At 40.3% G+C, this 24,270-nt stretch carries 16 protein-coding genes; 13 read left to right on the top strand and 3 right to left on the bottom strand.

All coding sequences use genetic code 11. The features are described 5' to 3' along the window. Positions 1–7 precede the first annotated feature (7 nt). The 7 genes from BMZ41_RS11555 (at position 8) to BMZ41_RS11525 (ending at position 12,219) form a co-directional block, all read left to right on the top strand. The gene (locus BMZ41_RS11555) at positions 8–913 is read left to right on the top strand and encodes an alpha/beta hydrolase (protein ID WP_143002013.1); all 906 of its coding nucleotides are present in this window, start codon (positions 8–10) and stop codon (positions 911–913) included. A gap of 149 nt (positions 914–1,062) precedes the next feature. Next, positions 1,063–3,339, top strand: a complete 2,277-nt coding sequence (locus BMZ41_RS11550) for a cyclic nucleotide-binding domain-containing protein (RefSeq protein WP_090529764.1) — start codon at positions 1,063–1,065, stop codon at positions 3,337–3,339. Positions 3,340–3,438: 99 nt separating this feature from the next. Then, on the top strand, positions 3,439–7,110 hold the full coding sequence (locus BMZ41_RS11545) for a C1 family peptidase (RefSeq protein WP_090529761.1): 3,672 nt from the start codon (positions 3,439–3,441) through the stop codon (positions 7,108–7,110). 96 nt (positions 7,111–7,206) lie between these two features. Then, the gene (locus BMZ41_RS11540) at positions 7,207–8,715 is read left to right on the top strand and encodes a flotillin family protein (protein ID WP_090169169.1); all 1,509 of its coding nucleotides are present in this window, start codon (positions 7,207–7,209) and stop codon (positions 8,713–8,715) included. 149 nt (positions 8,716–8,864) lie between these two features. After that, the gene (locus BMZ41_RS11535) at positions 8,865–10,460 is read left to right on the top strand and encodes a DUF3298 and DUF4163 domain-containing protein (protein WP_090529757.1); all 1,596 of its coding nucleotides are present in this window, start codon (positions 8,865–8,867) and stop codon (positions 10,458–10,460) included. A gap of 24 nt (positions 10,461–10,484) precedes the next feature. Beyond that, entirely contained in the window at positions 10,485–11,429 is a 945-nt protein-coding gene (locus tag BMZ41_RS11530; protein WP_090529754.1) for a P1 family peptidase, read from the top strand. Between the two features lie 10 nt (positions 11,430–11,439). Further along, positions 11,440–12,219, top strand: coding sequence for an SDR family oxidoreductase (locus BMZ41_RS11525; protein ID WP_090529751.1), 780 nt, complete (start codon positions 11,440–11,442; stop codon positions 12,217–12,219). Positions 12,220–12,255: 36 nt separating this feature from the next. Here BMZ41_RS11525 and BMZ41_RS11520 read toward each other — a convergent pair whose 3' ends face one another. Further along, positions 12,256–13,137, bottom strand: a complete 882-nt coding sequence (locus BMZ41_RS11520; RefSeq protein ID WP_090169178.1) for a serine O-acetyltransferase — start codon at positions 13,135–13,137, stop codon at positions 12,256–12,258. Positions 13,138–13,170: 33 nt separating this feature from the next. Continuing rightward, complete coding sequence (gene metF, locus BMZ41_RS11515) at positions 13,171–14,025, bottom strand: methylenetetrahydrofolate reductase [NAD(P)H] (RefSeq protein WP_090529748.1); 855 nt, start codon at positions 14,023–14,025, stop codon at positions 13,171–13,173. A gap of 150 nt (positions 14,026–14,175) precedes the next feature. Between metF and BMZ41_RS11510 the strand changes: the two genes are divergently transcribed. From BMZ41_RS11510 to BMZ41_RS11485, 6 genes are all read left to right on the top strand, one after another. Next, positions 14,176–16,923, top strand: a complete 2,748-nt coding sequence (locus BMZ41_RS11510; RefSeq protein ID WP_177184213.1) for a glycoside hydrolase family 3 C-terminal domain-containing protein — start codon at positions 14,176–14,178, stop codon at positions 16,921–16,923. A 77-nt stretch (positions 16,924–17,000) separates the two neighbouring features. After that, the gene (locus tag BMZ41_RS11505) at positions 17,001–18,350 is read left to right on the top strand and encodes an ArsB/NhaD family transporter (RefSeq protein ID WP_090169185.1); all 1,350 of its coding nucleotides are present in this window, start codon (positions 17,001–17,003) and stop codon (positions 18,348–18,350) included. A 222-nt stretch (positions 18,351–18,572) separates the two neighbouring features. Then, positions 18,573–19,172 carry a cytidylate kinase-like family protein gene (locus tag BMZ41_RS11500; RefSeq protein ID WP_090529742.1) on the top strand — a complete coding sequence of 200 codons (600 nt, stop codon included), beginning with the start codon at positions 18,573–18,575 and terminating at the stop codon, positions 19,170–19,172. Between the two features lie 39 nt (positions 19,173–19,211). Next, the gene (locus BMZ41_RS11495) at positions 19,212–20,819 is read left to right on the top strand and encodes a response regulator transcription factor (protein WP_090529739.1); all 1,608 of its coding nucleotides are present in this window, start codon (positions 19,212–19,214) and stop codon (positions 20,817–20,819) included. Continuing rightward, positions 20,816–22,261, top strand: a complete 1,446-nt coding sequence (locus tag BMZ41_RS11490; protein WP_090529736.1) for a sensor histidine kinase — start codon at positions 20,816–20,818, stop codon at positions 22,259–22,261. The genes BMZ41_RS11495 and BMZ41_RS11490 overlap by 4 nt, the downstream gene beginning before the upstream one ends. Continuing rightward, positions 22,254–23,264 (top strand): ABC transporter substrate-binding protein, encoded by a 1,011-nt coding sequence (locus BMZ41_RS11485; protein WP_090529734.1) that lies wholly within the window; start codon positions 22,254–22,256, stop codon positions 23,262–23,264. Before BMZ41_RS11490 ends, BMZ41_RS11485 begins: the two co-directional genes overlap by 8 nt. Before the next feature lie 7 nt (positions 23,265–23,271). On the opposite strand, the gene BMZ41_RS11480 is transcribed toward BMZ41_RS11485, so the two are convergent. Next, a complete protein-coding gene (locus BMZ41_RS11480; RefSeq protein ID WP_090529730.1) occupies positions 23,272–24,234 on the bottom strand; it encodes a GntR family transcriptional regulator in 963 nt (320 codons plus the stop codon). Positions 24,235–24,270: the final 36 nt, after the last annotated feature.

The raw sequence follows: 24,270 nt of genomic DNA, 5'->3' as shown, positions 1-24,270 counted from the left end.
GGGTTTTGTGAAGATTTTATTGATTATTTTTATTGTGTTATTTGTGATTTTACTAGTTTTAGTGGTGTTTTCTGTTGGCCTACTAAGGTTCGTTACTTTGCCTAAAAATCGTGTGCCAGTTGATAAGGCACCTGAGATAGAAAAAAGCAAGGATTTGTGGGGACCATATGATTCATATGAAAAGGTCGAAATGAACTTCACAATGGATGATGGATATCTTATTCATGGCACATACATCCCATCAGGAGATGATAACAAGTTTGTAATTATCACCCATGGATATACCTACAATCGATTGGGTGGAGTTAAGTATTTAAACATTTTCCATGAGCTTGGCTACAATGCTTATATATACGACATTAGACATCATGGTGACAATGCAGATTGCTATTGCTCAATGGGATATAAAGAGAGCAGGGATATTGTTAATATAGCCAGACTTCTCAGGGAAAAGTTTGGTCGTGAGATAAGCATAGGTTTACATGGGGAAAGTTTAGGCGCAGCCAGTTCGATACTTGCACTTGGTTTGGATGAATGTTTTGAGTTTTGTGTTGCCGATTGCCCTTTTACAGACCTTTCAGTGTTACTAGAAGATTTGGGGTGGAGCTGGTTTCATATTCCAAAGCCTTTATCGCATTTGGCATCTATAGCAAGTCAGATAGTACATGGTTATCGTTTGGATAGAATCAGACCAATTGATTCATTTAAGAAAAATACTACCACAGCGGTTTGCTTTATTCATGGAGCTGATGATAAGTTTATTTTACCTAAACATAGCAAAGCAGGATACGAAGCCTGCCAGCAGTACAAGGAAATTCATCTGATTTCAGGGGCAGGCCATGCAGAAAGCTACTTGTATGCAAGGCAGGAGTATCACAACATAGTAAGCAAGTTTTTGGAGGCTATATATTAGCCTCCTTTTTTACACTCTAGAGCCTTGTTAGTGAACGGGTTTTTTAATTTTTTGTGAAATGATTTACGTAAGATTGCAATAGTTTTCAGACAATTTTATAATTAAGCTATACAATATTGGGGTATAATGCACACCTTAAGGAGAAAAGATTGGAACCTATTAATGTTGCGCAGGGGAAAAAGTTAATTAATGAAGGCGATCCTGTAGATAGCATGTATGTAATTGTGACAGGCACTATTGAGCAGGTGTGGAAGGACCAGCATTTGACACTGGGGCCAGGTACAATTGCGGGCCTTTCTGATGCGCTGAATGTTTCTTATGAGGCAGATTATACTGTGGCAGAGGATGCTATGGTAATTAAATGTCCATACAAGAACATGAATGATTTCGATGCTATTTTTGAGGCGCAGCCGGTGTATATATTTGGTTTCTCAAAGGGCGCATTTCGTCAGTGCCGTGATGTTTTCAAGATTTACGATGACAGAAAAAAACAGGTTGATGATTTCTATAGCTATTGCCGAGGAATCAATAACGAATATAAGAAGCAGTGCAGAACCATTGGTGCAGAAATCCAGGAAATTCCAATGTTGGAAGAAATAGAACCGCTGGATTTAAAGGATGAAATTCTTAAGTGGGAGCATGACTACATCGATAGCCTGAATTCCGTTGATAATAAAGAAATTGAAAATATTTATGGAAGCCGCAATGAGATTGCTACAGGTGTTATTGGAATCAGCTGCGGCTATATGAAGCGTGCCATCGAGTGTATCGAGACAATGGGCTTTTATTTGGAGGAATTTTCATCAATTCTTCTTTCACCAGACAAAGGGGATATGTTTGAGCTAATCTTTAATCTTCAGATATATGCTGCTCAGCATGGAGCAAAGCAGGATGACATAAAGAAGCTAATGAAGATGCTCTATAAGTTCATGTCCCAGTCAGGTCTTTATGACAAAGCTTTGATAAAAGAGCGCTGGACAGAGTATGATAGTCATGACTTTGCCGCTACAGCTGCAAACTTCGATGAGGCTAAGATGATGAAGCAGGCTGAATTTACTCAGACCTTTGAGCATATATGTGAATTTGCTGAGATTGATGAGGATAAGACTGCTGAGTATAAAGAGCAAATTGCTGAATACCTTGCCCTTTCAGATAGAGAAGGAAAAGAGGATAACGAGCGTAAGGTTCGTAAGAAAGCTGTGGATCTATTCTATGAGATTTACAAGAAAACCTTCTTTAGAGCTTTGGAGTTCGAAGCATACGGTGGAGAGCTTGATACCATCATAAAGATGTTCCTAAATATGGGATATATTGAATATGATGCTGTTGGTGATGACCTAACTAATGAGTTGGCCGACATCATGGATAGAATGGAAACGCTGTGTCAGGGAGAGCATGTATTCACAATCTATACCTGGCTTAGAGCTGTTTACGCTGGTGAGCGTGAGCCTAGTAGAAACGAGCTGGATCTTGATTATAGAGGCTTCGTTCTTGAGGAACGTAAGGCTGGAAATATTTCCGAAGCAGATATGCCAAATTGGATGAACGACCAGGAGCAGAAGGTAAAATTCGAGATGGACAATTTTTTCATTTCTGCAAACAGAACTACTTCTGGAAAGATGTCATCATTCTGTCCAATTCTTACCAAGGAAGATTTTGGAGGAGATGTTATGAAAACACTTCTGACAAAGGCAAAGCTTGAAGAGGCTATGGGCAAGATTGAAGAAGTGGATTATGGCATTTTCCTTCGCGAAGGATTTTTCACAGATATGGAGGCTGGAGTTAAGAGTGAATCCTACTTGAAGCGTGTCCAGCCGGATATTGTGCTACTTCCAAACTGTGGAATGCGTGCTATGATGTGGCAGGAGTGCGGTGGTATTAAGGTGGATTCACCAGGACGATTCGTATTTCCGATGTTCACTTTCGATGATTTGGATAAGCTGATGATATATTGCTGTGGTGCTTTCCGTTGGGAGATTTGCAGAAAAGAGCAGGGCTCTCGTTGGAACGATATTGGTTCAGAGTGTCTTACTTCAGATTTCTACGATTATTTCACTTTCTATCGAAAGAACAAGGAATTGTCGGCTGAGAATAAAGAGAAGGTAAAAACATTGCTTAAATCTTCACGTAATAATATGCGTGAGGCTTTCACAAAGCAGTACACCATTTGGATTAATTTCGAAGCCCAGGGCAGTATCCGCTTGAATAAGGCGGAGCGAAATATCCTGAACAAGCATTGTACCTTCGCAAAAGCGTATCGTTCAAAGGTAGCAAATCATCCAATGTATGAACAGGTTATTTCCCGGCATGAGATAAAATGCAGCCAGGCGTATAACCATTTGAAAACCATGATAGATAAGGTGGAGAAAAACGAAGGCGTTGTGCCTGATGAGGTAAAACAGGGATTGGAATACTTGAAAATGTAATGCGATTATGGCAGGTCCGATGGACCTGCCATTTGTTTGACCACAGTATTATAGAATGATAAACTAATTGGGCAAAAATTAAGTTATGGAGTTTAATGTATGAAAACAAAGATTAAAATGCGAGCAGTATCCTGCTTGCTTCTTGTTTCATTACTTTGTAGTGATAGTATCGTTTCCATTGCTACAGAAACTGCAGATATATCGCAGGAAGAAACAACAGAAGTTACGCAAGAAGCTCTACAAGACAATTCTAATGACAGTTCAGAAGAAATTTCTAAAGAAAAATCAGACGATAATTCAAAGGATATTTCCCAGGAAGAATCTACAGAGGAATTAGAAGATAATTCATCTGAAAACTCAAAGAAGGAATTAGAAGAATCCACGGAAAAAAATGAACTTCCAGAATCTGAAGAAAAATCTGAATCAAAGGATGACTTTGTAAAGGAAGATTCTTTAAAGGAAGACTCTGAGAAGGAAGAAGACCAAGAGGAATCCATAGAGGATTCAGAGGAAGAAGATCAAGAGGAATTAGATGAAGAGGAGCTAAAGGAAAAAGAGCTAGAAGAAGAGGAAGAAACCTCAGAACTTATTACAGACTTTGACGAACTTGAGCCTATAGAAACAGAGTATAAGCTAGCCTTCGTCAGCCTTAAAAAGAAGTTTCCAAAGAGTCTTGTGGCCTACACAGAAGGCGATGAGATAGATATAGAAATCTCAAAATGGGAGCCGGTTACTGATTATAATGAGATGCTTGGATCCTATACATTTGCACCTGTTATTGATGGTGATTATGAAATCGACGAAGAAGTTTCTATTCCAGAAATTACTGTAAAAGTAAATGACGAAGATATTCCATCTGAGGGAATAGAAAATCCCGAAGTGGAAAGAGATACAGTTGAAGAAAATGCGCCAGTAAAGAAAGCAAAAACAGGATTATTTACTTCATTATTTCATAAGGTAGGAAGTTTTGTTGAATCAAAGCTGGCTAAATTATTTGACTGGGGTGCTGAGGAAGAAGATTCAGAGGAATCAGAATATGAGAATTTGGGTTGTCCAGATTGGCCAGAGTATGATGAGAATTTAGATTGTCCTGACTGCCCAGAGGAAGAAGATCCAGACTGTCCGGATTATCCAGACTGTCCAGATTGTCCCGAGGAAGAAGACCCAGACTGTCCGGATTGCCCAGAGTATGAAGATCCAGATTGCCCAGACTGTCCAGATTGTCCCGAGGAAGAAGACCCAGATTGTCCGGATTGCCCATATGTTGAGCATAATGAAAAAGAAATTTACGAGGGTCCTGAACACGAGCCTCCTGCAGCTTATAATGGTTACGAGCAGGGCAATTTGCCGACAATAAGAGATCAGGGAGGCTACGGTACCTGTTGGGCACATGCAACTGTAGGTGCTATCGAGACCGACGTTATTAACCGAAACACATGTGTTGATAGTAGTTTTGATTTATCAGAATTACAGTTAGCATATTACTGTGCTCATTATTATGATGATCCTAAGAATTGCCATGATAACGATGTATATACTGTTGGCGAAGGAAGTGATTATCTCCAGGATGGTGGACATGATTCATATATTTATAACGCAATGTTTAATGGTGTAGGAGCTGTTCCAGAGTCGGTAGTTCCTTATAGCAGGGCAGAAGAGGATGTCGATTCCAAATATGCTATGGACTACAATTGCGTAAGACTGGAAAGTATTAATCGTATAAAGACAAGCGAAAGAGATAACGTTAAAGATGCTATTTTAAAGCATGGCTCAGTATATACACTTGTCTGCACCAAAGGCGAGTATTTTAGTTGGATGGAAGATTCCATGTATAACTATAGTGATGGGGAGGATTGTATGCCGGATCATGCGGTTACTATAGTTGGATGGGATGATAATTTCCCAGCTGAAAACTTCAAAACCACTGCGCCAGGCGATGGTGCCTGGTTGATTAGAAATAGCTGGGGCCTAAATGATTATGGAATGAATGGTTATTTCTGGGTATCCTATTACGATAATGGTATTAACTGGACAGGTACTGTTACAGCGTTTACAACTAGTCTTCATCCTTATGACAATACATATTCATATTCATCATCTTTGATTTGGGATAACTATTATGTTGATTCAGAGTCGGCAACTGTGACAACAGATTACAAGGTGAATGCAGGAGAAACAATAGAAGCTGTTGCAGCATATATAGATAATGCCTATTCGGAAATGGATGTTGAAGTTAAGGCTGCGGGAAAGACTGCAAAGGGGCATTTAGCCAATAAATATAAGGGTGTTTATACCCTTCATTTAGATAATCCAATTGAGATAAAAAAGGATACTAATGTAACGGTTTCCCTTACTTACACTGACAAGAATAATGGTTGGGTTAGTGTTCCAGTGGAGTACAATTACACTCTCACAAGTGAATCCTATAAAATCGATTGCCCAGTTGATCATGGATGCACAATAAATGGCGATGAGTATGAATATGATCCAAGAGTTTTCCTTTACACAAATAATAATGAGGAATCCTCTGACGAGAAAAAAGCACTTACAGTCAAAGAAGAAAGCATTCGAGGACATAAGGATGATACCTACCAGATTGTAATGGGTGCAGATTCAGTTGTAGATGATGCTTCAAAGGTTACATGGGAGTCTAGAAATCCAGATGTGGCGGACGTTGATGAAAACGGACTTGTTACCTTTTATGGGAAAAAGGGAAATACAGCAATAATAGGAACCTACGACAGCTATAGAACCGTATTCTATGCATCGACTGAGCCATACAAGCTAAAGTATGTGTTTGGTGATGATGTTGAAGTAACTAAGTTGCCAAAATATTATTATCCTGGTGATTCTGAAAATAGCCCTTATTACATAGGTGGAGGCTTTTACAAAAAGGGATATACGGTTTACGACTGGTATTTAGATGAGGAATTAACTGAGCCTGTGCCAAATTGTGATTTGGCAGAATTAAGTGGTGATTTGGTTTTATATCCAAAGTGGGGATATCAGTATGGAGATTTAGCATACTATGCCCCAAATGAGGATTTAAAGAGCTATTCAGATGAATTAATGTATATTGATTATGAGATTAGTATTGATGATATGCCTTATGAAATCCCTGATCTTGATAATGCTACGCAAAGTGTAATAAAACCGGAAAGCTATATTCCTGAGGGCTCAAATATGGAATTTGCATATTGGTCACTAGACCCTGAGGGAGAGCAGCCTGTTACTGAAATAACAGAAGATCAGATGTTTAAATGTCATTACAGTAGCTATCAAAAGTCATTTATAGTTGATACAGAGGTGATACTTTATCCTCAGTACAGGGAAAAAAAGAAACCTGAGGAAGAGAAACCTGAGGAGAAAAAAGAAGATACTAAGGCTGATGAGAAGACTGATACTCCGGAGAAAAAAACAGTAGAAGCAGAGCAGGTAATTAATCAGAGTTCAAGTCTCTTAGTGGAGGAAAATTCAACACAGATAGATAATGAATCTTCAAAGAATGTTGAAAATGAAAAGATAGATAATAAGAAAGATTCATCTAAGAAACAGGTTAATAAAAACAAACAGACAAAGAATAACTCCGAAAAGAGCTCAAAAAAGAAAAAAGACAAAAAGAAGTATAAATCTTCGAAAAAGCAAAATAAAAAGAAACAGACCAAGAAGATTGAAGCTAAAGACAAAAAGACTAAAAAGAAAAGTAAGAGTAGTAAAAAATCCTCTATATGGTCAATTATTTCGCAAAAATTGAAAGATATACTATTTTAATTTTCTTAACCAGATATGTATAATTGGTGAGTAACGCTATAACATATAACTATCAAGAGATAGTTATAGCGACCTAGTCGCAGAAGGAGGAAATGTATGGAACTTATCCCTATTATTGCACTAATTATTGTACTTGTATTAATCATTGTAGCAGGTTATGTAAAGGCACCACCTGATAGAGCATTTATCATTTCAGGTCTTAGAAAGAATCCTAGAATTTTAGTTGGTCGTGCTGGTATCAAGATTCCATTCTTTGAGCGAGTTGATAAGCTCTATCTTGGACAGATGACAGTAGATATTAAGACAGAGCAGTCAGTACCTACAAACGATTTCATCAATGTAAATGTTGATGCAGTTGCAAAAGTAAGAATTGGTACAGATCCAGCAGCTATCCAGCTTGCAGCAAAGAACTTCTTAAATAAGAACCCAGAGCAGATTACTCAGGATCTTCAGGATTCATTACAGGGTAACATGCGTGAGATTATCGGTACTCTTTCTCTTAAGGTTATCAACACTGATAGAGATAGCTTCTCTGATCAGGTTATGGAGAAAGCTTCCCGCGATATGAGCAAGCTTGGTATCGAAATCCTTTCTTGCAACATCCAGAATGTAACTGATGAAAATGGACTTATCAATGATCTTGGTATGGATAACACAGCTAAGATTAAGAAGGACGCAGCTATTGCAAAGGCTCAGGCAGATAGAGACGTGGCAATCGCACAGGCTGAGGCAGACAAGGCAGCAAACGATGCAAGAGTTACAGCTCAGACAGAAATCGCTGAGAAGAACAATGCACTTGCTATTAAGCAGGCAGAGTTGAAGCAGCAGGCTGATACAGCAAACGCTGTTGCAGATGCAGCATACTCAATCCAGCAGCAGGAACAGCAGAAGACAATCGAAGCAGCTACTGTAAATGCTCAGATTGCTAAGGCAGAGCGCGAGGCAGAACTGAAGCAGAAGGAAGTAGTAGTTAAGCAGCAGGAGCTTGCAGCCCAGATTGAGAAACAGGCAGATGCTGAAAAGTATCAGGCAGAGAAGAAAGCTGAGGCAGAATTAATTCAGAGACAGAAGAAGGCTGAGGCTGCTAAGTACGAGCAGGAGCGTGAGGCTGATGCAAAGAAGGCGCAGGCTGAGGCTCAGAAGTTTGCTGCAGAGCAGGAAGCAGCTGGTATCAAGGCTAAGTATGATGCTGAGGCAGCTGGTATCGCAGCAAAAGGTAAGGCAGAGGCTGAAGCAATCAAAGCAAAGGGTCTTGCAGAGGCTGAGGCAATGGAGAAGAAGGCAGAGGCATATCGTAAGTACAACGGTGCTGCTATGGCAGAAATGATGATTAAGGTAATGCCTGAAATCGCAGCTGAAATTGCTAAGCCACTTTCACAGATTGACAAGATTAACATTTACGAGACAGGTGATGGCGGCGAAGGCGGAGCAGCCAGAATTTCAGCTAACATGCCAATCGTTATGAAGCAGGTTTTTGATACCATGAGCGAGGCAACAGGTGTAGATTTCACAGAGATTATGAGAGCTAACACATACGATGCTAAGGTAAACAAGAACGTAAACATCTCTGGCGCAGATGTAAGCGTAAAGACTGAAGAAAAGTAAATATATTTAATGTGTAGGGCTGACTTTAAATAGTCAGCTCTATTTTTATTGCCTATAAGGAGGAGATTATAGCCATAAAAGAGATAATTTGGTAATATTTTAAAGAAAGATATAATATTTTATTATGAGATTTGAAAGGAAATGATGTAATGAAAAAGAGATTATTGGCCTGTGTTATGGCGGTGGCATGTTCACTGTCGCTAGTAGGCTGTGATAAGGTGACAATGGGTGATAACGATGATACTAAGATTGGTATTACAGTTGTATATCATCCACTTGAGGCTAAAAAAGATGAAACTGTTTACGCTACGGGGTTTTACCCAGAGGTAATTCTCTCTGAGGAATACGCAAACAACTATCCAAATCTTGCAAGTAGCATAGATGACTATAATTTGAGCTGGGCAGAAAGTGCGAAATCAGCAGTAGCGGATTTTGGTTACATGAAGCAGGAGTACGCTGAGGAGGATGGCGAAGAATACTCGGTAGACTATGTAGATGAGACTTCTATTGAAATAGTTCGTGCAGATGACAGATTGTTTTCAGCGCTGATTTCGAGTTATTCGGATGCAGGTGGAGCTCATCCTAGTCACTATACATATTCAATTAATATTGATACAAATACAGGACACAGCATAAATCTGTCAGAAGTGGTTACTGACAAAGAGGCTCTTTGGAAGAAAATTCGTGAAAAGATTTTTGAAAAGTATCCTGAAAATAAAGAGGAAATAGAAAATTACCTGGTATGTGAGTGTGCTATGGATGGAGATCCATTCGAAATCAAGATGAGCGAAGACAGCTATACTTGGACCATGTCATATGAGGGTATTCATATATATTTTTCACCATATGAAATTGCAAGCTATGCAGCGGGTGATATGGATGTAGTTATTACTGAGGATGATATCGCTGGAATTATCCAGAAAAACTATAAGCCATCTGGAAAACAGGATATGGACTCAATCGTTACTAAGGAGACAGCTGAGACAGAGACAGTTGAGCCAACAAAAATGGGTGATGGCGAAGACTATGGATATGATGATGGCGCTGCAGGTGTAACTGTAGCCAATCCAACCTGGCATAAATATGTTAGTGATTCGGCAAAGCCAGCAGCTGCTAAGCACATTACACTTACTGAGACAAGTAAGGATACGAGTGAATGGCTTGATACTTCAGTATGGCGAGAGAAGAATGGTTTTGAAGAACCATTCTTAAGCTATGGTGATGGAAACTATTATTACGCACCAGGTGATGGTGGCGATTGGGGATATGAGTTCACAACATTATTCCTGTATGATTATGAAACTAATGAGCTTCTTCATACTTATGATATGTCTGTTCTTTGCAATGGACCTGATGAAGAGGAAGGTAAAGAATCCAGTCAGTATATTCATTGGGCAAAGGCTATGGATGGTGTGCTTTATGTATCACTGGCACATAATGGATATACTTCCGAAGCACCATGGTCAGGCTATATGGTGGCCATTGATATGAGCACAGACAAGGTGTTATGGAGAAGTGAGCCACAGGTAAGCAATGCCTGCAATTTCCAGATTGTAGACGATACAATAATTTGTGGATACGGCTTCACAGCAGAGCCAGATTACTTATATCTTCTTGATAAAAATACTGGAGAAAAGGTAGAACAGATTAAGCTGGAATCAGCTGCAGATCAGTTTGAAATAAAAGATGATACACTTTATGTGGCTACTTACAATACCGCATATACGTATCAGATAAATAGATAGTTTTATTAGTAAGGGGAGGGGAAAATGAAACTCAAAGAAATCAATATAAATTCTATAGGTAATGTACGAATTGGTCAGACGGAGGACAAAAAGGCTGGAACAGGTGTCACTGTCTTTGTGGTTCCTGAGGGAGCTCCCTGTGGTCTTGATATCAGAGGCGGTGGCCCGGCAGGTCGTGAGTCGGGATTACTTGATCCACTCGCAGCAGCAGAGGTGATTCATAGTGTTGTTCTTGGTGGAGGCTCAGCCTTTGGACTTGAGGCAGCCAGTGGTGTAATGCAGTATCTCTCAGAGCATAAGATAGGTTTTCCTGTTGGGGATGTTGTAGTTCCTCTTGTTTGTCAGTCAGATATTTTTGATTTGCAATATGGTCGCAGCGATGTATATCCTGATAAGGCTATGGGCTATAAGGCTACAGAGCTTGCTTTCAAAGGAAAGCATGGAAATTATAAAGATGGAAGTGTTGGCGCAGGATGCGGTGCCACAGTAGGAAAAATGCTTGGTCCTGACAGATGTTGGAAATCTGGAATAGGAAGCTATGCTGTAGAGCTTGGAGAACTGAAGGTTGGTGCAATCATCTGTACAAATGCTATCGGTGATGTGTACGATGCTAAAAATGGCAAGAGAATTGCAGGCGTCAAAAATGAGAAGGGTACTGGATTGAATAAGGTATCCTGCGAGGAGCTTTTATATGATATGTATGTGAATCCTCCAGCAGGTATGACCACAAATACAACCATAGGAATCATTCTTACAAATGCCAAGTTTAATAAGACACAGCTTTGCAAGCTTGCAGGAATGGGACACGATGGATATGCACGTTCTATTCGTCCAGTTCATACCTCTATGGATGGTGACAGCATTTATGCTATGTCACTTGGAGATGTGCAGGCGACCCTTGATGTAGTGGGAACTCTTGCAAATCATGTGATTTGTGAAGCGATAAAGAGAAGTGTAACCATATTGTAGGAGGAGAAGTATGGGGAAGAATTATTTTGATTTATCGGGACAAGTTGCACTGGTAACAGGCTGCTCATCAGGTCTTGGAGTGCAGATGGCAAAGGCACTGGCTGCACAGGGGTGCAACATTGTTGCAGTAGCCAGACGTCAGAATCTAATCGAAGAGGTTGCCGCAGAGATTACAAAGGAGTTTGGAGTAAAAGCTATAGGAGTTCCTTGTGACATCACTGACACTGACAGAGTAAATGCAGCAGTGGATGAGGTGCTTAAGGAATGTGGCAGAATTGATATCCTTATCAATAATGCAGGCACCGGTTCGGGAGCTACATCTGCTGAAGATATGGAAGATTCGCAGTTTGAAGGTGAGGTTGCAATCGACCTAACTGGGAGCTTTAAGATGGCAAGAGCAGTGGCTAAGAAGGCAATGCTTCCTGCTGGTTATGGACGTGTGATAAACATTGCTTCAATGTATGGTCTTGTTGGAAATAACATTGCACCAGCCGCAGCCTATCATGCTGCAAAGGGTGGTATGGTTAATCTGACAAGAGCACTTGCGGCTGAGTGGGGCGCAAAAGGAATTACCGTAAATACGATATGCCCGGGTTATTTCGAAACACCACTTACAAAGGAGACTCTGGATAGTGAGTTCTTCCAGCAGTACGCTAAGACAATGATTCCACTTAGCAGATATGGTAAGGAGGGCGAGCTGGATACAGCCGCAATTTTCCTTGCATCACCTGCAAGTTCATACGTAAATGGTGTTATTCTTCCAGTAGATGGTGGATATACTTGTATGTAATAAAAAAGGTCTGCTCAGTTTGAGCAGGCCTTAATTTTATTTTACATCATAATAAATTCTTGATTCTGGTGGAACAGATTCTGTGATGAAGGTAGAACCTCCAATAATGGAATCATGTCCGATGACTGTATCGCCACCAAGTACAGAAGCGTTTGAGTAAATAGTAACGTTGTCTTCGATGGTAGGGTGACGGCGTACACCACGAAGATTCTGACCGCCTCTTGTAGAAAGAGCTCCAAGAGTAACACCCTGATAGATTTTTACATTCTTTCCAATTACAGTAGTCTCACCAACGACGATACCTGTACCGTGGTCGATGAAGAAATATTCGCCAATGGTAGCACCAGGATGAATATCAATTCCTGTAAGAGAGTGGGCATGCTCAGTCATAATACGAGGGATGATAGGTACTCCTAAATCGTAAAGCTCGTGAGCCAGACGGAAAATAGTAATAGCTAAAATTCCCGGATAAGCAAAGATGATTTCATCGATGCTTGTTGCAGCTGGGTCGCCATCGTAAGCAGCCTGAAGGTCAGTATCCAGCAAAGCACGAACCTTTGGAATACGCTTAAGGAATGCAAGGGAAAGCTCCTCAGCCTTTGTTGCGCACTCATCATCACAACATCCACAGTAATCTGCACTGTAGCAGAGGATAAGCGCAATCTGTTTATTGAGATTGTAAACAACATCCTCCATTAAAGTGTTAAGGTTTGTCTCTACATTGTAAACCTTGTAAACGTGGTCTCGATAGTAGCCAGGATAAACGATTCTAAGAAGCTTCTTAGTGATATCGATTATGCTGTCCTTGTTTGGCTGATGGAAAGTGTCCATCTTATCAATCGCACGATCTGATTTATAATCCTTTATGAGCTCTTCGGTGATTTCTAAAATCTCCTGCTCAATTTTCTTACCATCCATTATATTTCTCCAATCATTAATAATGATTATATTTTAACATATACCTTCACAGATTTCTTTTGTCATTTTAGGTTTGTTCATACAGTAGATGTGAATGTGTCCCATTCCGCAGCGCTTCAAGTCATTGATTTGGTCTATCGCATATGCGATACCAGCCTTGCGCATATCCTCTGGCGACTCTCCGTATTTTGCACAGATATCGGCAAGCTTCTTTGGAACAGAGGAACCAGCAAGAGTAACCGTAGAGCCAATCTGCTTAGCAGAGGTAATAGGCATGATTCCAGCTACGATAGGTACTGTAATCTCAGCGCGACGGGCACGTTCAATGAATCTGTAAAAATCCGAATTGTCGAAGAAGAGCTGTGAGATAAACATCTCAGCGCCCATATCCTGCTTCATTTTCATAAAAGCTATATCAGAATCCATGGAAATTGCTTCTGGATGCTTTTCAGGGTAACAAGATGCTGATACAATTAAATTAGTATTTTGATTAATAAAATGTATTAGGTCGGTTGCATGAGGAAAGATTCGCTGCTCAAATTGTTCATCTGACATATCTCGTGGCTTATCTCCGCGAAGGGCAAGAACGTGATTGACGCCAACAGCCTCGAGATCCTTTGTGACAGCTAAAATATCTTCTTCAGTTGAGCCTACACAGGTCATGTGTGCCATGGCATCTATCTTTAGTTGATTCTGTATATACGAAGCAATATCAACGGTTTTTTTGGAACGACTGCCGCCAGCACCGTAGGTTACACTGATGAAATCTGGATTGATTTCAGCAAGAGAATCCAGAACCTTGTAGCAGTTTTCAAATTCATCATCTTTTTTAGGCGGGAATACTTCAAAGGAAAGAGATGAATCTCTCTCAAACATATCTTTAAACATGCAGACCTCCTTAATCCTTTTAAAATGCGCAAAAATCACTTTTTTTTCACATTTTTTAAATAAAAAAATATTATCATATAATTTGTCTAAATGAAAGATTTCTGGGGAGGGATTTTTCGGGGTTATGTAATTGCTAAGGAGTACTTGAAGATGAACCTAAGACAATTGAGGGGAATAATTACTAAGGGTGGAAAAATGGCGTTTCCTGAACACAGGGACTTAGTCCGCCAACTTGGTGCCGACAGTATGGTATTGCTGAAAAATAATGGCATTCTTCCTATTCAGCGAGGTAAGATTGCGTTATTTGGATCAGGGGCTGTTGACACTCTTTTTTGCGGCATTTTTTACAACCGAGTTTACACAGATAAAAATGTAAACGTCAGGGATGGCCTCGAAAATAACGGATTTACGTTTAGCACCGATAGCTGGCTGAACAAGATGGAAAAGGCTGTGAAGCAGGCTGAACGTGAGTATTCAGATTCGAAAAATCGGGTGAATATTATGTTTGGCGGAATGAAAATGCTTTCACCTGAGGTTCCAATTTCAGAGGCTGATATGGCAGAAGCTATTCTTGGAACTGATACATGTGTATATGTAGCCAGAAGACCTTTTATAGATGATCCTCAATTTTTTGAGAATAATAAAACATATCAGTTTTCTCCTGAGGAGATGGATAATATTAATCGTATAGCATCATCCTTCAAGAATGTAATTCTGGTATTAAATTCCAATGCTTTAGAGATTGCAACTGTTGCAAGAATGAAAAGCGTAAAGGGTATTATCCTTATGGGAGTTCCTGGCATGGAAGCGGGAAATTCCCTTGCAGATGTTCTCACGGGAGCAGTGAACCCAAGTGGACGTCTGACCTGTACATGGGCGAAGAAATTCAAGGATTATTCAACCTGCTACAATCATTCTGCAACCACGAAGGCAGTCAGGGAAAACTCAATAGACTATAAAGAAGGTGTCTATGTAGGATATCGTTATTTTGATGCCTTTGATATCACGCCGTTGTATCCATTTGGCTTCGGTTTGAGTTATACCAGCTTTGATATGAACCTTGAATATTTCGAGGCAAGCTGGATATCAATAATGATGAGAGTGAAGGTGACAAATACTGGAGACTGCGCTGGTCGACAGGTGGTTCAGGTATATTGCACTCTTCCAGATGGCAAGCTTGATAAACCATACCAGGTACTTTGCGGCTTTGGAAAGACTGGTAAGATAAAGCCAGGTGAATCAGAGGAAGTAACTGTAAAGATTCCAATGATGGCGCTTACTTCCTTCGATGAGGAAGAATCTCTATTCCTTATGGAGGAGGGCGATTATATATTCAGATTGGGAAGCGATTCTCGAGATACAAAGATTTGTGCAAAGATGGTTTTGGACAAAACAACTATCTTGAAGAAGGTTACTCAGTTTGTCGAGAAGCGTGATTTTGGAAATTATCTTACACCACCTCCACGAAAGGAAGAGGAGACAGGATACATACTTGTGGCATCCCTGTCAGGTGACGATTACAATTCCTTGAACAGAGACGTTGTGCCACAGGATGAATTTACTACCTATGTCACCGAGGGTAGCAATTATCTCTCATATGTTAACAATAATGCCTACGATATTCCTTTCAGGGCTTATGAGAAAATCGAAAAGGTGAAGCCTTGCGGAAGCGCTACGTTTATTGATGTGGTTAAGGGCAAGGTTACAATGGAGGAGTTTGTCGCTTCACTATCACCAGAAATTTTAGCGCGAATCGTAATTGGTTCTGTGGAAGAATCGAGACTTGATAACGACAGTAGATTTGGTTTCAAATTTAATAATGATGACAAGAAGATTGATATCGCCGCTAAATCCACTAATCAGTTTGAGACTACCTTGGGTATTCCAAGAGTTAATTTCGCGGATGGTCCATCTGGACTAAGAATAGTTGGTATTCCATGTACCTGTTTTCCATCACCCATGAATATGGCACAGACCTGGGATATGAGTGCCATGGTTAGAATGGGCCGCGCCTATGGCCGTGAGATGGAGGAATATGATATTGATTATTGTCTTGCTCCATTTTTAAATGTAAATCGAAATCCTATGTGGTGCAGAAGCTTTGAATTCTATTCTGAGGATCCTGCATTATCAGGTGTTCTTGGTGCAGGCTTTATCATGGGTGTAAAGAGATATGAGGGCAGAAATGTCATATTAAAAAATCTCGTAACCACCAATCAGGAGACCTTTACATGGGATGCAGATATTAACCTTACAAGAAGAGCCTTTGCAGAAATTTACTTAAGACCATTTTCTGCATGTGTAAGCATAATAAAGCCTGCAGGATTTTTAACTTCTGGAAACAGGATAAATGGCAAGTTCACCTCATCTCAAAAGGGACTTATTACTGATATAGCAAGAGTTGACTGGGGCTTTAACGGATTTATCATGTCCGACTGGGGCTCAATGTCAGATAAGGGCGAGGATATTCATGCTGGCTGCGATTTGATTATGCCAGGTTATGATCCAGACAAGCTTTTGGAATCTATGATGAATGTATCTCCAACCTTTGAGCCAGATGGTTATGTCTCTGTTGTCGAACGAGCATATCTTTATGGAATGCCAATGATTAGATATGAAAAATGGGGTTCTTTCAAGTTGGATAAAAAGGGTGATGCCCGTGTAACTACTATTGTTGAACCGGGAAAGAAGGTTAGCGAGAAGGCAATCGAACTACAAAAAGAAGGTCTATGTAAGATTAAAGAGCAAGCGGATGGAACAAGGCAGATTACCTATAAAGGATTTAATCGTGGACCATATCTTGCACTTGGTGATTTGCAGCAGGCGGCTATTCATTTGTTAGAGGAATACAAAAATACTGCATCGATGAAAAAATTAATAGAAAACGCAAACATTTAGTGCAAAATGTTTATTCAAAATCAAACTCTCTTCGTATACAATATGTTGGAAAAATAAAGTATATGAAGGGAGTTTTTATGTTAGCAGAGATATTTGCTATAGTCATTTTTTTGGCTATGTTCGTACTAATCGTATGGGATAGATTTCCAAAGCATTATGTGACATTGGGCTGTGCTGCTCTTACCAGTATTTTTGTATTTGGTATTGGTATGAGAGACGCTCATGCATTCGTAAATACGTTAGCATTTAAGAACATTTTTAAAACTAGTTTTTGGTATTCAGCAGGAGAGGCTGCTGAGCAGACTTCAGGTATCAACTGGGCTACTATCATTTTCCTTTGGGGCATGATGGTAATGGTAGAAGGTATGGCTGCGGCAGGCTTCTTTGATTGGCTTTGTCTCAAGATTGCAAAGCTTGCAAATTTTGAGCCTAGAAAGATTTTCGTAGCATTCATGGTACTATCATCTGTACTTGCTATGTTTATTGATTCAATCACAGTTATTCTGTTCCTTGCAGCAGTTACAATCCGTTTGGCACGTACATTAAAGTTTAATCCAGTGCCAGTTATCATGGCGGAGATTTTCTGTGCAAACCTCGGTGGTAGTGCCACAATGTGCGGTGATCCACCAAACATTATTATCGGTACATCTCTTGGATATTCCTTTGCAGATTTCGTAATGAATACAGGAGCCCTTGCTGCAGTATCCCTTGTGATTATCATCATCTATTTTTACTTTACAATGCGTAATCGTCTTCAGAATCCAGCGGACAAGGTAGACCCTAGCACAATCGATGTGGATATTAAGATTAATGATAAGAAGATGTTCTTCTGGAGCGTTGTAATTTTTGCCATCGCAGTTGGTCTTCTTATTACACATGCTATGACAGGTCTTACTGTTGCATTCATCGGTGTGTTTGTAGCTATCATCACACTTTGTGCAGGAAGAAAGAGATTCAAAGAGCTTATCACAAGAGTTGATTATGAGACTCTGTTTTTCTTCATCGGACTTTTTGTTGTAGTTGGTGGTCTCGAGGAGACAGGCGTACTTGTTACTATAGCAAATGTTATCGCAAAGATTTCAGGTGGTAATGCACACGTTATGATTGCCATCATCCTTTGGGTAAGTGCAGTCGCATCAGCCTTCATTGATAACATTCCATTCTCAGCTACTATGATTCCTGTTATCAATGCTTTGGCACAGACTACAGGTGTAGATCTTTCGACAATGGCATGGACACTTGCTGTTGGTACAGATATCGGTGGAAGCATGACTCCTATCGGAGCTTCAGCTAACGTAGTTGGTATCTCTACTGCAGGTAAAGAAGGTTATCCTATCAGCTGGGCAACCTACTGCAAGGAGCTCGTACCAGGCACCATCATTGTAATTGTCGTATCAATGCTTAATATTTATTTGCGTTATCTATAAGTCGATTAGCCTTCAGTAGCTATCAATCTCTGAGTGTTGAACCGGAAGCCAATCTCGCGACCGGTCAACACTCAGGATTGAGAGTGTAACTGAAGGCTCTTTTTTAAGGCTTGAGAGCGTAACTAAAGGCTTTTCTTAGGATTGAGAGCGTAACTGGGGGCTTTAATTTATTTAGGGAATCATATAAAATAAAATTAACAAAATACTGAAGGGGGTTAGTTTATGGGGCAGTTTATCATTTCAGTAAGTAGAGAGTACGGCAGTGGCGGACACTACATCGCTTCAATTTTGGCAGAGCGTTTAAATTTGCCTATGTATGATCGAAACATGTTGGATCAGTGGGCAGAGAAAAACGGCATTGATGCTGAAAATCTGTACAAGCATGAAGAGATGAAGCGTCAGGGTCTTCACCGTACTGTCAGAGGCCATTCTTCTTCTGTTCAGGATTCAATAGCACAGCTTCAATTCAATTTCATAAAAGAAAAAGCTGCATCTGGAGAAAGCTTTGTGGTAGTTGGACGATGCGCAGAGAATGTTTTGCGTGACAATCCAGCATTGATTTCTATTTTTGTCAGAGGTGAGGAGGATGCCAAGGTTGAGCGTATCAGCCGCCTGTACAACCTCAATAAGCTTGAGGCAAAGGCGAAGATGTTCCGTCACGACAAAAAGAGAAAGGCATATCACAACTATTACTCTAAGATGAAATGGGGCGATAGCAGAGGATATGATTTCTGCGTTAACAGTTCTTTGATGGGTGTAGAGGCTACTGCGGAGGGCCTGTATCACCTGATTTCAGAATACCTGAAAGAAAAAGAGAAGTAGTATTAGTTTTAGTAAGTTTTAGAAGGATTTTGGGGAATAATGTATAGTGTATTTTTGGTCGAGGATGAAATTGTGATCCGCGACGGGTTAAAGGCCAGCTTTCCATGGGAACAGTATGGTTTCGCTTATGTAGGAGATGCAGCTGATGGAGAGATGGCATTGCCACTTATCAGACAGACTAAGCCGGACGTTCTAATTACAGATATTAGAATGCCTTTTATGGATGGCATAGCCTTATCTAAAATGATTAAGAAGGAGCTACCTAATACAAGAATAATAATTATTAGTGGCTTCGATGATTTTTCTTATGCCCAGGAGGCAATAAGCATTGGTGTAGACAATTACCTGTTAAAGCCTATCACTAAGGATAAGCTGAAGGAGGTTATGGCAGATGCTAAGGCCAAGCTGGATAAAGAAAATGAGAAAGATAATTATCTAGAGCAATTCAAAGCAGAAAGTCAGGAGTACGAACAGTTCGCTAGAGTAAGATTCTTTAATCAGCTTGTAAGCGGCGCCATGTCTGTCTCAGAGGTCTATGAGAAATCTGAGGAGCTGGGGCTTTCTCTTGATGCCACAAACTATAATCTTGTGCTTCTTGATTTTTCACCTATGACAGAGGTGGCAGCAGCGCCTGTATATTCAAAATACATGGCTCGTCTTTCGGAGCAGCTGATGCAGTTTTTGAAGTGCTGTCCAGAATATATTGTGTTCCACTGGAACATGGATACCTATGCAATTATTGTAAAAGGAGATGTGGATACAATAGCAAGTCATACTACAACACTCATCGAAAACATACAGCGTCGATGTATGGTTTATGAGGATGAGATAAACTGGTATCTTGCTGAAAGTGGACCTATTACGAGATTCTCCGAATTCTCTAAGGCGTGTCAGATTGCAAATAAGAGACTTAGCTGTAGATACATGAATCCATCAGGTCATATATTTACAGATTTAGATATTGAAACCATTAGAAACAATAATGAGGAAAGCGATACAGCAGCCATCGACCAGCGACTGGTTATGTTGTTTTTGGAAAATGCAGAGGAATCCGAGATACAGGGATTCCTTGGAAATCTTATAAATAAGCAGACGAAGAATGCTATGAAGTCTGTTTTGTTTAGCAAGTATTTTGCTATGACTATGTACATGTGCGTATGCGATTATTTACGTAAGCTTTCGATGGACCCATCTACAGCACTTGAAGCAAATACCAGAGCTTCCATAGAAAATGTGGAGCCAGAGACTGTAATGGAATTGGTGGAGCGCATGTTTGCCATTGCCATTTCAAAACGTAAAAACGTAGTAGGCACACAGTCTAAATCACAGCTTTCTGCTGCTATTAAGTATGTGGATGAGCATTACGCAGATAGCAATCTTAGCTTAAATGAAGTGGCTAAGGAGGTTAATATTTCTCCAAGCTACCTGAGCGCAATGTTCTCAAGAGAGAATAAAACAACCTTCGTGGAATACATGACAGCAAAGCGTATGGAGCATGCCAAGAATATGCTTCTTACTACCGGAGAGAAATCTCAGGCAATTGCTGAGCAGGTGGGTTACAAGGATCCACATTATTTCAGTTACATCTTCAAAAAGACTTATGGCCTTAGCCCTAAGGAATTCAGAGCAAAGGGGCAGGGCGCATGAGAGTGAATACTGCATTTATGAAAAAGTCTACCACCAGCAACATGCTCAGAAGACTTATAGCAGTTACCCTTGTTCCCATGAGTATAGTTGTAGCCGTTCTCATAGGTGTTTTGTGTTGGTATTCCATTCAGTATAGGACTATTCTGCAGAATGTTACTTCTGCATCAGCCTTCAGTCAGAACTTCAAAAATGATGTTGATCTGAAAATGTTTTACTACGTAAGCGACAGTGCATATTCTGAAGGAAAGCCTGTGGACGAGGTAGAACGCGCCAGAGAACTGGCAGATACCTTGCTTTTACACACCACCCAAAAGAAAAGTATCGAGGCTATAGAATCAGTTCGTGATTTGTGTGTGACTCTGGAGCTTCGCATGGATGAAATCGATGGTGCAGGTTCCTATGATGAGGGCATGACTCAGCTGGAAAATAATATTTATATTTTGACCGAGCTGATTCAGAGCTATATGTATGATTATCTGTATTATGAGTCTGCACATCTGAGCCAGCTGCAGAATGAAATCACTGAGCAGTTGCAGTATGTGATACTTGGTATTTTTGGTCTGTTTGTAGTTTTGATAGTGACAATTGCTGTGTATACCTCACATCTTACTGAGCAAATCAATTCACCTCTTACCAAGCTTACCAATCGTGTAAAGGATATTCAGAGGGGGGATTTTGAACAGCATATTCCTGTTGAAGCCACGGCGGTAGAGATTCAGACCTTGTCCGATGGTTTTGAGGAAATGGTTGGTCAGCTTAATTCTCTCATCCAGGAGAATAAAAAGGCTGAACGAAGAAAACGTCATGCGGAGTTAGAGCTTTTGCAGGCCCAGATTAATCCGCATTTCTTATACAACACATTGGATACTATTATCTGGCTGATAGAGGCAGATAAAAAACAGGATAGTATCGAAATGGTTAGTGCCCTGTCAGATTTTTTTAGATTCTGTCTTAGCAGGGGCAAGGATGTTATTACACTGGAGGAAGAGCAGAAGCACGTGCTGAGTTATCTTTCCATCCAAAAAACAAGATATCAGGATCGTATGGACTATGATGTTAGTATTCCAGAAAGTCTTTACGGATATTCAATTCCAAAGTTGACATTACAGCCACTGGTTGAAAACAGTATTTACCATGGCATTAAGCTTCAGCGCGAAAAGGGAGTAATTAAAGTCAATGCGGTAGACCTTGGTGATATTATCGAGCTTACTGTAAAGGATAACGGCGCAGGCATGAGTGAGGAGCGTCTTGCGGAATTGAGAAATGCCCTTGAAAATGGTGAGAAGATAGGCTTTGGTCTTAGAACTGTTCACCAGAGAATGCAGCTTTTATACGGAGACGAATATGGTCTTAAGATATCAAGCTCTGAGGGGGTAGGCACCACCATAACAGCGGTAATACCAAAGGTGGAGAGCAGTGAAAAGGGGATAATAAATGTTTAGGGTTAAGAAAAAAATAAGCGCCTTAATGGCGGTAATGCTGGCTATAAGTATAACGGCTTGTGGTTCTCAGTCAGCTTTTGGAGAATTTGATGAAGATAATGGAAATCTGATAGTGGTGGGATTTTCCCAGCCAGGAGCAGAATCAACCTGGCGTGTTGCTCTTACAGATTCTGTTAAAGAGAATTTTACTGAAGAAAGAGGCTATAAGCTTATTTACAAGGATGGCCGCTCGAAGCAGGATAATCAGATAAAGGATATTCGTACCTTTATCCAGCAGGGAGTGGATTACATAATTATTAGTCCTATAGTAGAGACTGGATGGGATACAGTTTTGTCCGAGGCAAAGGATGCAGGGATTCCAGTTATTATTTGCGATAGAAATGTTGTTGTAGAGAATGAATCCCTTTACACAGCTTTTGTGGGCTCAGATTTTACAGCCGAGGGAGAATATGCAGTTTCGAATCTGGAAAAGTATATACAGGATGATGAGGATGGACAGATAAATATTGTTCATATCCAGGGAACTCTTGGTTCCTCAGCTCAGTTGGGTAGAACCAAGGCAATCGAAGAAGCAGTTAAGGAACATAGCAATTGGAATATTGTGGCTCAGGATTGTGGAGAATTTACAAAGGCTAAGGGTAGAGAAATAATGGCTCAGGCTATAGAGGAGCTTGGTGCTGAAAACATTGATGTTGCTTACTGTGAAAATGATGAGGAAGCCTATGGTGCCATTCAGGCAATGAATGAGGCTGGCGTTAAATATGGAAATAAAGAAGGAATAAAAATAGTATCCTTTGATGCCATGAACTCGGCAATGGTACTATGTATGAACGGACACATCAGTGTGGAGGTGGAATGCAATCCCCTTCAGGGCCCTTACATCTATAATCTTATAAGTCGCCTTGAAAAAGGAAATGCAGTTCCAAAAATCACATACGTTCATGAGGAATGCTTTACAGCTGACAACCTCGCACCTGAAATAATAGAAAAAAGAAGATTCTAATTATATTTTAATGATAAGGAATGGTAATGCCTGTTGCGTTGCCATTCTTTTTTATTTCGATAAATTTTTTTGCGGCCTCTTTGCCAAGTGGCTTGTTCAGTTCAAGCTGATTCGTCTTAACAGGGAAGAGCCACTCTGTGCCAATTCTTTCATCATCTAGATAAATAACCTCTGCCTCCTCGCAGGCATGCTTAAGAAATTTATTGATGAAGGTGACATTTCTGGTGTTGATTCCCTGTGGGTCCACAGAGTTGCACCATAGGAAGCAGGAATCACATATGGCAAGGCCTGCATCCCTTATGGCATCCACATAACCCGAAAAGGCTGCGATGGATGCAGCGCTGTCGTGGATAAATATTCCACCAAGTTTTTTTCTTCCAGAATTGATAAAGCGTCTTGCCATCTGATAGCCTCGGCCGTAGTTGTCGGAAGCTACTACAGTGGCGTTGTACACACCAGTCGGTGCTGCTTCTAAAAAGATAATAGGAAGCTGACGTTTCAGTAAAAGATGAAGCAAATCTGAGTTGGTGGATGGCATGGCAGAAAGAACAGGGGCGATGATAAGACCACTGTATATATCTGTCAGCATTGTTGATAAATACTCTCGCTCGAGAGAGTACTGTTGAAGAGTCTCGTGACTTTCTATTGCATAGCCTTCCTTCAATAAAGTGGAGGTAAGATCATCAAGAATAGACTGAGCTTGTGCAGATTTCATTTCTGGCATGAGAATCATGACAGTCTTCTTTTTAGAAGAATCACTTTTGGAAATGACTGTGTTTCCGCTTCCCCAACGTTTGCTGATAATACCATCATTTACCAATAGCTCCAAAGCCTGTCTTACAGTAGAACGACTGACCTTATATTTCTCAGCAAGCTCTACTTCGGTAGGTAATTTTGAATCCAGTGGATAAATATCTGATAAAATATCCTCATTTATTTTTTCTTTAAGAACTATATATTTTGGAACCATAAAAAATTATTCCCCTTTATTCAAAGAGTTTCCACG

The organism is Pseudobutyrivibrio sp. UC1225, assembly GCF_900115215.1.
In the GTDB taxonomy this organism is placed as follows: domain Bacteria; phylum Bacillota; class Clostridia; order Lachnospirales; family Lachnospiraceae; genus Pseudobutyrivibrio.
Note: the sequence above shows the minus strand (reverse complement) of the source record. Positions and strands in the feature narration are given on the sequence as shown.